Origin of the sequence: Bacillus sp. AFS023182 (assembly GCF_002560575.1) — a bacterium.
Taxonomy (GTDB): domain Bacteria; phylum Bacillota; class Bacilli; order Bacillales; family Bacillaceae_G; genus Bacillus_A; species Bacillus_A arachidis.
This window is the reverse complement of sequence record NZ_NTRO01000010.1, coordinates 1-13,181: the sequence shown is the minus strand read 5'-3', so window position 1 is coordinate 13,181 and position 13,181 is coordinate 1. Positions and strand designations below refer to the sequence as shown.

The 13,181-nt window shown below is 33.1% G+C and carries 19 protein-coding genes and 1 pseudogene; 17 read left to right on the top strand and 3 right to left on the bottom strand.

Translation table 11 applies throughout. The features are described 5' to 3' along the window. Positions 1–30: 30 nt before the first annotated feature. Positions 31–288, top strand: coding sequence for a hypothetical protein (locus CN288_RS05395; RefSeq protein ID WP_000263625.1), 258 nt, complete (start codon positions 31–33; stop codon positions 286–288). A 75-nt stretch (positions 289–363) separates the two neighbouring features. Here the strand turns inward: CN288_RS05395 and CN288_RS28640 are convergent, their stop codons facing one another. After that, the gene (locus CN288_RS28640) at positions 364–573 is read right to left on the bottom strand and encodes a hypothetical protein (RefSeq protein ID WP_176527646.1); all 210 of its coding nucleotides are present in this window, start codon (positions 571–573) and stop codon (positions 364–366) included. 281 nt (positions 574–854) lie between these two features. On the opposite strand from CN288_RS28640, the gene CN288_RS05385 reads away from it, so the two are divergent. After that, complete coding sequence (locus tag CN288_RS05385) at positions 855–1,157, top strand: hypothetical protein (RefSeq protein WP_098301891.1); 303 nt, start codon at positions 855–857, stop codon at positions 1,155–1,157. Positions 1,158–1,213: 56 nt separating this feature from the next. Here CN288_RS05385 and CN288_RS29445 read toward each other — a convergent pair whose 3' ends face one another. Beyond that, positions 1,214–1,336 (bottom strand): hypothetical protein, encoded by a 123-nt coding sequence (locus CN288_RS29445; RefSeq protein ID WP_255259949.1) that lies wholly within the window; start codon positions 1,334–1,336, stop codon positions 1,214–1,216. 284 nt (positions 1,337–1,620) lie between these two features. After that, complete coding sequence (locus CN288_RS05380) at positions 1,621–2,136, bottom strand: hypothetical protein (protein ID WP_098301890.1); 516 nt, start codon at positions 2,134–2,136, stop codon at positions 1,621–1,623. 860 nt (positions 2,137–2,996) lie between these two features. On the opposite strand from CN288_RS05380, the gene CN288_RS05375 reads away from it, so the two are divergent. From CN288_RS05375 to CN288_RS29440, 15 genes and pseudogenes are all read left to right on the top strand, one after another. Continuing rightward, positions 2,997–3,527, top strand: coding sequence for a Holliday junction resolvase RecU (locus CN288_RS05375; protein WP_098301889.1), 531 nt, complete (start codon positions 2,997–2,999; stop codon positions 3,525–3,527). Continuing rightward, positions 3,524–3,850 (top strand): zinc-finger domain-containing protein, encoded by a 327-nt coding sequence (locus CN288_RS05370; RefSeq protein WP_098301888.1) that lies wholly within the window; start codon positions 3,524–3,526, stop codon positions 3,848–3,850. Before CN288_RS05375 ends, CN288_RS05370 begins: the two co-directional genes overlap by 4 nt. A 138-nt stretch (positions 3,851–3,988) precedes the next feature. Then, a complete protein-coding gene (locus tag CN288_RS05365; RefSeq protein ID WP_098301887.1) occupies positions 3,989–4,486 on the top strand; it encodes a sigma-70 family RNA polymerase sigma factor in 498 nt (165 codons plus the stop codon). 208 nt (positions 4,487–4,694) lie between these two features. Then, positions 4,695–4,940: a hypothetical protein gene (locus CN288_RS28635; protein ID WP_098301886.1), complete on the top strand. Its 246-nt coding sequence runs from the start codon at positions 4,695–4,697 to the stop codon at positions 4,938–4,940. A gap of 189 nt (positions 4,941–5,129) precedes the next feature. Next, on the top strand, positions 5,130–6,068 hold the full coding sequence (locus CN288_RS05355) for an MltR family transcriptional regulator (RefSeq protein WP_098301885.1): 939 nt from the start codon (positions 5,130–5,132) through the stop codon (positions 6,066–6,068). A 74-nt stretch (positions 6,069–6,142) separates the two neighbouring features. Beyond that, positions 6,143–6,619, top strand: coding sequence for a hypothetical protein (locus tag CN288_RS05350; protein ID WP_098301884.1), 477 nt, complete (start codon positions 6,143–6,145; stop codon positions 6,617–6,619). Between the two features lie 122 nt (positions 6,620–6,741). After that, a complete protein-coding gene (locus tag CN288_RS28630; protein ID WP_098301883.1) occupies positions 6,742–6,909 on the top strand; it encodes a hypothetical protein in 168 nt (55 codons plus the stop codon). Positions 6,910–7,090: 181 nt separating this feature from the next. Beyond that, positions 7,091–7,372, top strand: a complete 282-nt coding sequence (locus CN288_RS05340; RefSeq protein ID WP_098301882.1) for a hypothetical protein — start codon at positions 7,091–7,093, stop codon at positions 7,370–7,372. Next, the gene (locus CN288_RS05335) at positions 7,369–7,743 is read left to right on the top strand and encodes an HNH endonuclease (RefSeq protein ID WP_098301881.1); all 375 of its coding nucleotides are present in this window, start codon (positions 7,369–7,371) and stop codon (positions 7,741–7,743) included. Before CN288_RS05340 ends, CN288_RS05335 begins: the two co-directional genes overlap by 4 nt. Before the next feature lie 103 nt (positions 7,744–7,846). Next, positions 7,847–8,272: a P27 family phage terminase small subunit gene (locus CN288_RS05330; protein WP_141527923.1), complete on the top strand. Its 426-nt coding sequence runs from the start codon at positions 7,847–7,849 to the stop codon at positions 8,270–8,272. Next, positions 8,269–9,993 (top strand): terminase large subunit, encoded by a 1,725-nt coding sequence (locus CN288_RS05325; protein ID WP_098301880.1) that lies wholly within the window; start codon positions 8,269–8,271, stop codon positions 9,991–9,993. The genes CN288_RS05330 and CN288_RS05325 overlap by 4 nt, the downstream gene beginning before the upstream one ends. 15 nt (positions 9,994–10,008) lie before the next feature. Beyond that, positions 10,009–11,193 carry a phage portal protein gene (locus CN288_RS05320; protein ID WP_098301879.1) on the top strand — a complete coding sequence of 395 codons (1,185 nt, stop codon included), beginning with the start codon at positions 10,009–10,011 and terminating at the stop codon, positions 11,191–11,193. After that, positions 11,183–11,764, top strand: coding sequence for an HK97 family phage prohead protease (locus CN288_RS05315; protein WP_141527922.1), 582 nt, complete (start codon positions 11,183–11,185; stop codon positions 11,762–11,764). The genes CN288_RS05320 and CN288_RS05315 overlap by 11 nt, the downstream gene beginning before the upstream one ends. Before the next feature lies 1 nt (position 11,765). Then, positions 11,766–13,076 (top strand): phage major capsid protein, encoded by a 1,311-nt coding sequence (locus CN288_RS05310; RefSeq protein ID WP_098301877.1) that lies wholly within the window; start codon positions 11,766–11,768, stop codon positions 13,074–13,076. Between the two features lies 1 nt (position 13,077). Beyond that, a pseudogene (locus CN288_RS29440) lies at positions 13,078–13,181 on the top strand (phage gp6-like head-tail connector protein); the annotation flags it as partial.

The following is a 13,181-nucleotide window of genomic DNA, read 5'->3' as shown; positions in this document are numbered from 1 at the left end:
ATTTTCTTGAAGAATAATTACAAATTTAAAATGTGGGATTGGGACGAAGGTCGATTCTATGCCATCCCAATGGAAAATGTTGTAGAAGCAATATACTTTGCTTGGAATTACGAATTCGATGTGTATGAGATTGATTCAGGTGAAATGATTTTTTCGGGTCAGTTGGATAATGAAGATAACTCAGAGATGTTAGAGAAATATGGATTAAGAGTTATTGATGCAGATAAACTCCGTCAACTACAGAACATTGAAACAGGTGAAATTTATAAGGCGAGTTGGGAGAAATAAAGCAATTCAATTTGAACAAAAGCGTTATTTTATATAGAAAAACCCCCTGAAATTAATGGGGATTTTGGTAAACATCTATGTATGGTTAATTATTTTTTTTGATAATGGGATTTTTTCAGCCTCAAATCTTTTGTATTCAGTAGGACAATGGACAGGAAGTGTTATGGGGTCTAAAGTTTCATTCGCTAGAGATTGTTTGAAAATTATCTCGCCAGAAGATGAAAAAAATGTAAATCTGATTTTCATGTCAGGAGGAATTGTTAATTTTAGTGATTTATTCTCCATGTTAATCAGCTCCTAAAGTATTGGATTTTCTAAAGAATCCAAAGTGCATTCGATAAATTTATATGAATACTTTTTCAAGAGTATTACTTTAGTAAGTAGAGAAATTTAATAAAATAGTTATTTTAAACAATAAAAAGCCCTAGCAGGGGGGCTAGGGCAGGGGACAGGGGATTAAGAATTGTTGATTTTATTAATAACGAATAACTTCTTCGAATGAGCTTAGTTTAACACACAAATTCGAGTATAGGTGTTACAAAAATATGAACAAAGGAGAATGAAAGATGAAAATACCAACAGTAGTATTCAAAGCTAAAAACAAGGAAAACCGTTATTTATGTAATGGACCAGATTGCGGTGACTGGAGCGACGAATTTTTAGATACACAAGAAATTACAGATGCTCTTCACATTATAAAAAACGATTTGAAAAAGCCGACTGAAGAAGATGTGCAAAACTTTTATAAGTTTATGGGAAGTCTTCCATTCAATAATGATGTGGAATTTATCAAGAAAAACTATGATCCGATTGATATGAAGATAACGCAGGAACAACTGGAAATTATTCGTGAACATGATGAATGGTAATTAGTACAAAATCCTTATTTTAATAAAAAACAGGTTAGTTAAATTAACCGACCTGTTTAAGATTCTTTGTTATCTTTCTTTTCCTTAATTTTCTTTGAAAGATGAACTGTTCCAATGATGAGAAGAAGTACACCCATACAAGAAAATAGTATAGTGAGTTTTTCAACAAAAGGATGCATATATTGGCTAACCTCCTAGAAATTACAAATATTAGTATTGCAACTATCATTTTACTATATTGTTATATTTCATAGTCGGAATCTAACGAAGATTTAAGGTGATTTTAATAAAAACGCTATTTTAATGGCAAATAAAAAGAGCACTATATAAAAGTGCTCTTACAAGAACTGTATTGCTGTTTATTTGATACTAAAAATGACTAACAAAAAGAAATTGGAGTTTACTTACTGTTATATAAGATACGGAAAATTTACTGCTTCTTGGATTGTTAAGAATGCGTTTATTAAAATAGCTGCTGCCCTTGTTGGTTACCCATTTGCTGCCCTTGTTGGTTACCCATTTGCATACCTTGTTGGTTACCCATTTGCATACCTTGTTGGTTACCCATTTGTTGCCCTTGCTGACCTTGTTGACCGCCTATTTGGCCAACTTGTGATTGAGCTTGAGAAATAGCTTGATTTACTTGACTTAATGTCTGATTAGCTTGTAGATATTGTAATCCTTGATTTAGTGTTTGAATAGCTTGTTGAATAGTTTGTTGTAATTGTTGATCAGCTTGTTGCATTTGTTGTTGAGACTGTTGGTTGAATTGTTGAAGCTGTTGCATCAGTTGATTAGCTTGTTGTAATCCTTGTTGCGGTTGTTGTTGTTGTTGTTGTTGTTGCCCTTGAGTTGCTTGAGATAAAGACTGTTGTAACTGTTGAATTTGATTTTTAAGACTAGTTAATTCTTGTGAAACTTCTAAATCAGCAGCTTTACGTGCTACAGCTTCAACTTGTTTCTCTGTTCGTTTGTCCATTATAAAATCCTCCTTTTGTTCCCACGTAGTAGTGAGCAATATTTTTTATAATGTGCACATTTTTACATTTAATACTAAATAAAAAAATAAATTTAAATACAGAGAATTGGGAAAGGGGCATAAAGATAAAATTTTAATTACAAATAGGACAAGCGAAATTGCTTGTCCCATGAGGAGTAAATTAACTTAGGAAGATTTTAAAAGTACCCAAATGACTCGTATTGGTAAATTGACTCATGAATAGTATGTGTGAATGGAAAAGGATTATACAAAAAAATAACAGACAACTGAAAAAGTTGTCTGTTATTAAAGCCCTTGGATAACGGTGGGGAGTCCGTCAGAGAAATTATGAAAATGTCAATAGCTTTTTAAAGAGTATGTACAAAATCAGTATTGATTATACAAAATTTGTTAATGATTTGGCAGACAACATTTTTAGTTGCCTGCCTGTGGGTCTCATGAGTTTGTGAGATTAACTAATGGCATACTCATAGAGAGAGGGAGTGAAGCCGCTAGTTCGAACGGCTTATGGATAGTGTGTGCATCCTTTTTGAAAATATGTAAAAAGGATATGTCTATTTAAAAAATCAAAAAGAGCACTAAATTAAAGTGCTCAAAGTAAGACGGGTCCTCAAAGTAGAATGTGGCACACATGATAATGTATGCTAGTTGCTCTTCAAGGTGCAAAAATATAATAAAAATTTCATTTTGTAGAAAAAACGGCTTCATAAAACAGGGTGAATTTAGGTTTTAAAAATTTTCTAGTGCGATAAGTCTAGGATAGTATAAAACGTCTCAAAGTGGAAAATAAACATGTTTTACGAGATTTGGATTTTTTATGTGGAAAGTGAGGAATTAACGTGGGTTACGGAAATAGGGGAATGAGTTTTGAACTATTACTCAATATTACGAACCGTATGTATAAGGAAAGAAATATAGGGATATTTAACAAACGTGCTACTCCTATTAAAGTTTTAAAGACAAATAAAAAAGGAGAGATAATAAAAAGTTGTTGGCAAGAGAAATCAACAGTAGATTATGATGGTGTATACAAAGGAAGAGCAGTTTATTTTGAAGCGAAATCAACAGAAGAAACAACAAGATTCCCACTAGATAATATACATCGGCATCAAATTGATTATTTAGAAGATACACAAGCAATGGGAGCTATTTGTTTTTTCTTAATAGAGTTTAAGAAAGATAAGGTAGTTTATTTTGTTCCGGTCTCGTTGGTAACAGAGTACTATCAAGCAATGTTATATGATAATGGACGTAAATCTATCCCAAGAGAAGAATTTAACAAACGTGCATATGTAGTAGATCATACAGACCGTGCATTAGTAGATTACCTGCTTAATGTAGAAAAAATGGAATGGACTGACCTGGTATGAATAAAGCAGCCATTCGTTTAGAGGTTATAGATTTGCAGGATAAGAATTGTAGGCGTTGTGAACATAGATATGACCGTAATGCAGAGTATTGTTGGAATAAATGCGAAATAGGAAAACGTATGAATAATCTAGGTGTTTGCTTAGGTGGTCAAAATGTCGCAAATAAAAAGAAGATAAGAACAGCAAAGGATTGGGATGAACTTTGTATAAAAGCTGCTGCTATGAGAGAAGAAGGGATGTCATACAATGAAATAGCTAAAGTACTGGGAGTAGTAAGAGGAGAACAGATTAGATTCCAACTTAAAAAGAGAATGTTAAATTAAATAATTTCACATATCGTATTAAATTAAGAAAAATAGAAAACAAAATGAATAGTCCACATTTGAGGGCGTTGATTATGTATAGGAAGAAATCCTATGTATAACCAACGTCCTCTTTTTATTAAGGAGGGAATACAACATATGAAAGAGTTAATTGATCAGTATAACAAAACATTACGTCAATTAGAGAAAGTAAAAGAAACAGCAATAGAAGCAGATTTAAAAGTACTCGAAGGAATGATTAGTGATGTACGTTATGCACTGGAATGGATGCGCACAGCAAAGAAACCAGAAAGTAAAAGAGGAATCGAACGTAGATCAGCATATCAACGCGAGAAGTTAGTGAATCCATTATTGATGCAAAGATATTTAAGAAGTACAGAAACACAATACGAGTGGGATTGTGAAGGAAAAGAGAATGTTATTTCACATTGGGAGCGTATTAAACTAGAAGATGCATTGTCCGCTTTAACGGAGCATGAAAAAGAGATATTTATAATGTACAAAGGTGGAATGTTAACGCAGGAAGAAATCTCCAAGGAGTTGAAAGTAACACGAAGTACAATTCAACAAATTTTGCGTAGAGCAGATAAAAAAATAGCAAAACAATTAAGTGAAAGTCTTTTTTGTATAAATTGATAAGGTTTTTGTTATAAAAACGTGTATTTTTGTCATCATAATGCCACCTATATATGAAGGTTGCCGAACCAGTTCCTATAAGTTGCTGTTTGAATGAATCAGCGTTTGTAGGAGATTTTTTCAATACACTGTATTACAAAGGGGAGTTGCGAACCTCTTTGTAATACTAAACGTAATAAGAACAATATTTCATTAATCTAAACGGTCTATGGAAGAGCTTCTGCTCTTCTTTGAGTCAATAAGTTTACCATTTGTGTTGATTCAAAGAGGTGCAGGTGCGGAAACACTTTACATCTCAATACAAATTAAAATATATTTCCTGGGGGAGCTTTTTGCTCTTCTCCTAGTCACCGACACATGGCGTGTAGTCAGAAATAAAAAATGCGGTGATTGGGAGAAGAATAAAAACAAAGATAAGATAGTTTTGATGAAGGGTAAATGGTATGAAAACTAGGCTTAAAACCTAAATAAAGGAAAAAAGAGAATTTAAGTCATAGAGATTAAAAGGATTTAATGGGAACTAATCGTGATACGTATAAACGAATGAAAAGAGCTATTAGGATGAACTAAAAGTATATATTAAAAAATATGCAGGAAAACACCTCATTTTGTCGAAATATAGATATGCAGAAGGAGAGATGAAATGGGAAACAAAATAGCAAATAATTTTAATGAACGTTTTATTAAAAATAATGAATATGATATAGCATTTAAAGAGTTTGAAAAGGAAGTTGAAAATAGTAGTGATAGAGGACTGGTGTTAGTTTGTGGTTCTATAATAGACCAGTTGTTAAACGAACTATTAAAAACTTTGCTTATTAAATCTGATAGTGTTGAAAAAGATTTATTTAAAGTTAATGGTGTATTAGGAACTTTTGATTCAAAAATACAAATGTCTTATTATTTGGGATTAATATCACAAAACGAAAAATCAAATATTACTTATCTACAAAGAATTAGAAATAAATTTGCGCATCAGTTTGTTGATATTTCATTTAAAAACCCTGATATTATTAATGTGTGTAGAAATTTTGAAATTCCTAAGAACTGTTTTGTACCACAATCAATTCCATTTCCAAGCGAAGAGACTGGTGAGTTACCACAATTAGAGTTAAATCCAATAAAGAAAGATACATCTGCTAAAGACAGGTTTATATTTACCTTTAAGTATATATATTATACTTTAGTTAATAGAATTTTCTTAGGTGAATTTGAGGGTAGAGAAGAATACAAAAAGGTTTTAACGGCAGAGAATACAATACTAATGCAAATACAAATGGTTGAAAAGTTCTTGAATGATTATAAAGGTTCTGTTTTTAAAATGCGAAATAGCGTAGATGAAATGCGAGATAGAGTAGATGAATTAAAGAGAGAACAGAATAATACCTGTACTCAGGATATTCAAGATGAAATCAAGAAGATTGAAACTGGAATTGAAGTGCATGTAAAAGCTTATGAAGAGCATGCAAAAGATTATGAAGAGTTTGCAAAAGGATATGAAGAAAACTCTAAACGCTTTAATGCTATTTTAAAGGGTCTTAGGTATTCATATGACGTGTTAAAAAATTCTATTAAAAAGTAAAAGCAACTTCTAGGGTGCTTTTTATTATAAAAAATTAAAGAGATCGGTATTATATGTTTAAGGAGGGATAGTATGTGAAGGAGTCAGTAAATATTATACTTGCTAAGTTTAGTAAAGATATGAAAAACGAAGAGCCATTATATGTTTTTTTAAAATCTCACTTATATATTGAATCTATAATGATACAAATTCTTGAAAAGAATTTACCTAATTCTAAAGCAATTGATTTAAATAATTTTAGCTTTGCCCAAAAGCTTCAATTGGTTCATGCCTTGGATATAATAAGTGATGATATGCGAGGGGCTTATAATAAATTTAATCGTGTAAGAAATAATATAGCACATTATTATAATCAAGAAATTGATGAGAAATTGATTAATGAATTGTATAGCGCATTACCTCAAGATAGGAAATGGTTTGCCCAGGAGTATACTCTCAATGACCCAAGTATTATAGGGACGCTGAGAGGATTCTGTATGTTACTAGTTGCTTATCTAATTTCCAAAGGGGAATATATTGTTTATAAAGTTAGTGAAAAGCATTCCTTATAGGAGTGCTTTTTATTATGCAAAAATTATATAAGTCGTGTGAGAGTTGAAAAAATAGTATATTATCTTTCTCAATGTAAATATTAAGTAAAGTGTTTAATATCATACATAAAAGGCGGGGTAATATGAGTGAAAATAAGAAAAATGAAGAATTGAAAAAAGTGAAGAAGTATTATTTTAATGAGGATAATCAGCCAGTAGCTGGTATAGAGTTAACTATGCCGCCTGATATAGGAAGCTTGTTAGACCCTAAATCAGATAATGATGAAAGTAGAGAAAGTAATAATGAATAAGTTTAATCTAAGCATCCATTCGGGTGCTTTTTATTTTGGATAAGGAAGTGATGAGATGAGTTGGTTTAGTTACTTTCTTGGATGTGGCACAGGATTTATAGTGTGTTTGCTAATCATGATTCAGTTCCTCAAAGCAAAGGAAGTAAAAGAATTAGATTGATAAATGAAAGGGTGAATCTAAATGATTACTGAAATTAGAAAAACAATATCAGGTACAGAGTATTGGGATAACAAAGAAAAGCGAAGTCTGTTTGTACCAACTGGCGAAGAACCAGGATTCGAAGTAACTGTTAATCCTGAGAGTATGATCCTGGGCATGGACTTATCAAGTGAACCTGATAAGACAGTAGTTAATTTAAATGGTATGACAGTGAAACAATTACATGAGTATGCTGCATCGATTAACGTTGAGATTCCAGCTGATGTTAAAAAGAAAGAAGACATTATTGCTTTATTAGCATGAAATACTGTGACTTCAACGGCTGTCATAACAAGATAAACAAAGGGCGTTATTGTGAAGAGCATAAGCGTAACAAACCAAGGAAGAAGAAAGACAAGAAGAACATCTACCATCATGATAACAAGTCTTTCTATAATTCAAAAGAATGGAAGTATGTTAGAGCATATGTATATGAACGTGAGAGAGGTTACTGTCAACGATGTAAGAAGTTTGTATTTGGTAGGCGGGCTCATGTTCATCACATTATTTCAATTAAAGATGGTCCAACACTTAAATTAGATCCAAACAATTTAATGCTACTTTGTCCAAAATGTCATATCAAAGAAGAAAATGAAGATAAACCCAAAAAAGTTTTTCCGAGTTATTTTGGATAAGCCCCCCTGTCAAAAAATAAAATTTTTGGTTTGGGAAGGATAGGTAGCGTAGGGGGCACATCAATAGTTGCACCATTTTTAAAAAATGAAGGGGGGTGTGAAAATGGCTCGAATGTCAAAGAAGAAAAAGTTGGAAATGCTAGATGTTGCAAGGGACAAAGAACGAAATAGAATCATAAAATTATTGACTGAGGATGACAATTTCACACCTTCATTAGAACCATTAATCGAAAACTATTTAGATGCTTTTATCATTTATAAAACTATGTTTGATGAATGGAAAGCGGATGGATTTGCAGCCACAAAAATGCATAAGAATAAGGCTGGAGCAACAAATGAAATGAAACATCCACTTGCTCAACAAGTTGAAACTTGGAATGATAAGAAGAACAAAATGTTAGAATCTCTTGGAATGACGAATAAGGGGAAAAGTGTACAAAAAACACCTAAAAAAGCAGAGAATATCCAATCTAATGAGCCTAAAGATGAATTAGCGGCTCATCGGAATAAATGGCGGAAATCTAATTGATTATTACACCAGGTGTTAACTACGCTGACAAGTATGCGAATAACGTCATGCGTAATAAAAAGAAATACCCGAAATCGATCATTCTTGCTGTAGAACGTTATAAGAAGTGGAAAAAGCGTAAAGATATTTGGTTTGATGTAGATCGGGCAAATGAAATGTTGGATTTTGTTCAGTCGTTCATCCGTCATGTTAAAGGTCCGCTTGCAGGTCAATTGATGGAATTAGAACTTTGGGAAATGTTTGTTTTTGCGAATATGTATGGTTGGTATCATAAAAACGAAAAAGGGAAAACAGTTCGTGTTATTCGTGAATCATATGTTCAAGTACCAAAGAAGAACGGGAAAACAATTATCGCAGCAGGCGCATTGCTCTATGCTATGTATGGAGAACTTGAACTTGGAGCCGATTGTTATTGTGCAGCATCAGACTATGAACAAGCGCAAAACGCAGCCGAACCAATTGCACAAGCGATAGAAAATTCTGAGCCACTGGCACGACCTACACAAATTTATAAAGGTGTTAATGGCACAGTTAGTGGTGCTATGTATCGATATAGCATCAACGGAATTGCATATCAAAATAAATTCAAGGTATTAACGAAAAACACCAAGGGTCTTGAAGGAAAGAACCCTTATTTTGTGTTGAATGACGAACTCCATGCACAAGAAAATATGGACATGTACGATAACTTGAAGTCAGCTCAGATTTCTCGTGAACAACCAATGATGCTTAATATTTCAACGGCTGGTAAGGGTGCTTCATCTGTAGGTATGCGTGTTTATAAATATGCGAAACTTGTTCTTGAAAATGACGATGATGATTCTTTGTTTGTTGCAATCTGGGAACCAAATAAAAATTATGATTGGGAAGATCGTAAAGTTTGGGAAATGGTTAACCCGAATATTGGTGTTTCCGTTACGATGGAACAACTTGAGATTGAATTCAAAAAAGCGAAGCAGTCCGCACACTCAAAAGCTGAGTTCCTTTCCAAACACTTAAATGTTTTTGTAAATGGTGCTGATAATTATTTTGAGCATGATCAAGTACAACATGTTCTTGTGGAAGATTTAGGTGATCTTACAGGTGAAATTTGTTATTTAGGATTGGACTTATCTAAAACAACAGACTTAACATGTGTAAGTTTAAACTTCCCTTCACATGATGATGAAGGAAGGTCAATTATAAAAGTGAAACAGATGTATTTCCTTCCTAATGAAAATATTGATTTTAAAGAAAAAGAGGACAATGTTCCATATACTGATATGGTTGAACGTGGTTTTGCTACGTTTTGTGATGGAAAGATGATTGATCAGGATCAAGTTATGGAATATATCGTTGAATGCATGGATTTGTACGATGTGCAACAAATAAACTACGATCCGGCGATGTCTCAAAAGTTAATAGAAAAGCTTGAAAATCTAGGTTTAGAGTGTATTGCAGTAAATCAATATCCAAACGTTATGAACGCAATGCTTGATGATTCAGAAATACTAATTTATGAAAAGCGTTTAATTACAGATAATCCTTTATTTGTTTATTGCGCTCTTAATGTTGTAGTAGTAACAAATATTAACGGAATGAAAGCCCCAAGTAAGCGACAGTCCAAAAAGAAGATTGATGGATTTGTTGCTTTTTTATGTGCTCATAAAGAAACGATGATGGTTATGGATAGCATAACTGAAGAAGGCATGGATGAATTGATTGGTGATATTTATAGATAGAGAGGTGGTGAGAAATTGGGTTTAAGGGATAGGTTTTCAAATTATTTATTTAAAAAGGCTGAAAAGCGTGGTTATCTTGATGATGTTTTAGGAAAAAGCATTCGTTACGGCGGTGTGTATGTTACAGATTCAAATATCTTACAATCTAGTGATGTTTACGAATTGTTACAAGATATTAGTAATCAAATGGTATTGGCTGATATTGTTGTGGAAGATGAATTCGGTAATGAAATTAAAGATGATATTGCACTTCGTATTTTAAAGAATCCTAATAATTATCTAACGCAATCTGAATTCATTAAATTAATGACTAATACCTATTTACTGGAGGGAGAAACATTCCCGATATTAAATGGTGCTCAAATACATTTAGCTTCAAATGTTTTTACAGAGTTAGATGATAATTTAGTAGAGCATTTTAATATTGGTGGGGAAGAAATCCCTCCATTTATGATTCGTCATGTGAAAAATATTGGTGCAGATCATTTAAGAGGAAAAGGTCTTCTTGATTTGGGAAGAGATACACTGGAGGGTGTTATGTCAGCTGAGAAAACTTTAACTGACAAATATAAAAAGGGTGGACTATTAGCATTCTTGTTAAATTTGGATGCCCATATCAATCCACAGAATGGTGCGCAGTCAAAGTTAATTAATGCAATTTTAGACCAACTGGAATCAATCGATGAATCAAGGTCTGTAAAAATGATTCCTCTTGGAAAAGGGTATTCAATAGAAACGCTTAAAAGCCCGCTAGACGATGAAAAGACCCTAGCATATCTAAATGTATACAAAAAGGATTTGGGTAAGTTTTTAGGGATAAATGTGGATACATACACAGAGTTAATCAAAGAAGATATTGAAAAAGCGATGATGTATATTCACAACAAAGCAGTGAGACCGATAATGAAAAATTTTGAAGACCATTTGAGTCTTCTTTTTTATGGTCAAAATTCGGGGAAACGAATTAAATTCAAAATTAATATTCTTGATTTTGTCACTTATAGCAACAAAACGAATATCGGTTATAACCTTGTGCGGACAGCCATTACTTCACCTGACAATGTTGCTGGTATGCTTGGATTCCCTAAACAAAATACAAAAGAATCACAAGCTATTTATATTTCAAATGATTTAACCGAAATCGGCAAGAAAGAAGCAACAGATGGTTCATTGGGAGGGGGTGAAGAGAATGAAAATTGAAGTTCGAGGAAATCAAGTCATACTTGATGGTTATGTAAATGTTGTGGACAGAGAAAGTCGGATGTTACCTTCTCCAAGGGGATATTTCAAAGAAAAAATTGTTCCTAAGACGTTTGAAAAGGCGTTAAAGAAGGCTCAAAACGTGGACTTGCTTTTTAACCATGATAAAAATAGAAAGCTTGGTTCCATTGAAAACGGAAATTTAGAATTGTATGAAGATAATATCGGCTTAAGAGCCATTGCTACGGTTACAGATGAACAAGTGATTGAGAAGGCAAGGAATAAAGAATTGCGTGGCTGGTCATTTGGTTTTGTTTCTGAAAAAGATTCATGGGAAGAAGGCGAATCTGGTGTTCAAAAACGATCTATTGAAGAATTAGAGCTTTTGGAAGTTTCTATTTTGGATATGACACCAGCATATGTTGCAACTTCAATTGAAACCAGGGGCGAAAATGCAACCATGATTGAAATGAGAAGTACAGAAGTAGCTGTAAAAACAGTTGTGGAAGATGATACAGAAGAAAGAAACAATCTTATTAAACAAATAAAAAATGTTTTGGAGGAAATGTGACATGAAATTAAAAGAAATCTTAAAAGCATCTCAAGCACGAAATAAAGCTCGATTAGCAGAATTGCAAGGTAAAGTAGAGAAGGGTGAAGTTCGTTCAGAAGAATTAGCAGCAGTTAAGGCTGAAGTAGAAGCATTAACAGAAGAAGCGAAAACCCTTGCTGATGTAATTGCGAAATTAGAAGAGGAAGAAAAAGAAGAAGATCCAGACAAAAAGAAGGATGAGGACCCAGAGAAAAAAGAAGATCCAGCAGCAAAAGAAAATCCAGATGCAAAAACTGAACTGTCAGAAGAGCAACGTTCTGAAATCATGGCAGCTATTGGAACAGGTCTTTCTACTAAAGGTCATAAATCTACTAAAAACAAAGAAACGGAAACTCGTTCAGCGTTTGCTAATTATATTGTGGGTAATATTGATGAGAAGGAAGCTCGTGCATTAGGCTTAGTTACTGGTAATGGCTCTGTTACGATTCCAGATTTTTTAAGTAAAGAAATTATTACGTATGCTCAAGAAGAAAACTTCTTACGTCGATTAGGAACAGGAGTAAAAACAAAAGAAAATATTAAGTATCCTGTTTTAGTTAAAAAGGCAGAAGCCCAAGGTCATAAAAATGAGCGAACAAATAATGAAATTCCGGAAACTGATATTGAGTTCGATGAAATTGAATTATCACCAACGGAGTTTGATGCACTTGCTACAGTAACGAAAAAACTATTAGCACGTACAGGTTTACCGATTGAACAAATCGTTATGGACGAGCTGAAAAAAGCTTATGTTCGTAAAGAAACTCAATATATGGTTAATGGTGATGAAGCTAATAATATAAATGATGGTGCATTGGCAAAGAAAGCCGTTGAATTTAAAACGGAAGAAAAGGATCTATACAATGCATTAGTAATAATGAAAAATACACCTGTTAAAGAAGTACGTAAAAAAGCACGATGGGTATTAAACACAGCAGCTCTAACAAAAATTGAAACAATGAAAACAGATGATGGTTTCCCATTACTCCGTCCATTTAATCAAGCGGAAGGTGGAATTGGTTATACATTATTAGGATTCCCTGTTGAGGAAGAAGATGCAATTGACATTACAGGCGAACCAGATACGCCAGTCTTCTATTTTGGTGACTTCTCTAAATTCTACATTCAAGATGTCATTGGATCATTAGAAGTACAAAAATTAGTTGAGTTATTCTCACGTACAAACCGTGTGGGTTTCCGTATTTGGAACTTACTAGATGCACAACTAATTCATTCACCATTTGAAGTGCCAGTTTACAAGTATGTTTTAAAAGAAACAACTGGAGCTTAATATGGATGAATTAATTGAGAAATTAAAATCTCATATTCATTGGGAAGAGGGGATGGATGAATCCATGCTCTCTTTTTATTTAACCACTGCACAAAAGTATGTTCA

What these genes read in the sequence shown, in the direction of transcription:
- CN288_RS05315 (WP_141527922.1), top strand. Translation starts at nt 11,183, where the DNA reads ATGAAAATTGAAGTTCGAGGAAATCAAGTCATACTTGATGGTTATGTA.
- CN288_RS05395 (WP_000263625.1), top strand. Translation starts at nt 31, where the DNA reads ATGTGGGATTGGGACGAAGGTCGATTCTATGCCATCCCAATGGAAAAT.
- CN288_RS05365 (WP_098301887.1), top strand. Translation starts at nt 3,989, where the DNA reads ATGAAAGAGTTAATTGATCAGTATAACAAAACATTACGTCAATTAGAG.
- CN288_RS05330 (WP_141527923.1), top strand. Translation starts at nt 7,847, where the DNA reads ATGGCTCGAATGTCAAAGAAGAAAAAGTTGGAAATGCTAGATGTTGCA.
- CN288_RS05355 (WP_098301885.1), top strand. Translation starts at nt 5,130, where the DNA reads ATGGGAAACAAAATAGCAAATAATTTTAATGAACGTTTTATTAAAAAT.
- CN288_RS29445 (WP_255259949.1), bottom strand. Translation starts at nt 1,336, where the DNA reads ATGCATCCTTTTGTTGAAAAACTCACTATACTATTTTCTTGTATGGGT.
- CN288_RS05380 (WP_098301890.1), bottom strand. Translation starts at nt 2,136, where the DNA reads ATGGACAAACGAACAGAGAAACAAGTTGAAGCTGTAGCACGTAAAGCT.
- CN288_RS05340 (WP_098301882.1), top strand. Translation starts at nt 7,091, where the DNA reads ATGATTACTGAAATTAGAAAAACAATATCAGGTACAGAGTATTGGGAT.
- CN288_RS28635 (WP_098301886.1), top strand. Translation starts at nt 4,695, where the DNA reads ATGGAAGAGCTTCTGCTCTTCTTTGAGTCAATAAGTTTACCATTTGTG.
- CN288_RS28640 (WP_176527646.1), bottom strand. Translation starts at nt 573, where the DNA reads ATGGAGAATAAATCACTAAAATTAACAATTCCTCCTGACATGAAAATC.
- CN288_RS05370 (WP_098301888.1), top strand. Translation starts at nt 3,524, where the DNA reads ATGAATAAAGCAGCCATTCGTTTAGAGGTTATAGATTTGCAGGATAAG.
- CN288_RS05385 (WP_098301891.1), top strand. Translation starts at nt 855, where the DNA reads ATGAAAATACCAACAGTAGTATTCAAAGCTAAAAACAAGGAAAACCGT.
- CN288_RS05310 (WP_098301877.1), top strand. Translation starts at nt 11,766, where the DNA reads ATGAAATTAAAAGAAATCTTAAAAGCATCTCAAGCACGAAATAAAGCT.
- CN288_RS05335 (WP_098301881.1), top strand. Translation starts at nt 7,369, where the DNA reads ATGAAATACTGTGACTTCAACGGCTGTCATAACAAGATAAACAAAGGG.
- CN288_RS28630 (WP_098301883.1), top strand. Translation starts at nt 6,742, where the DNA reads ATGAGTGAAAATAAGAAAAATGAAGAATTGAAAAAAGTGAAGAAGTAT.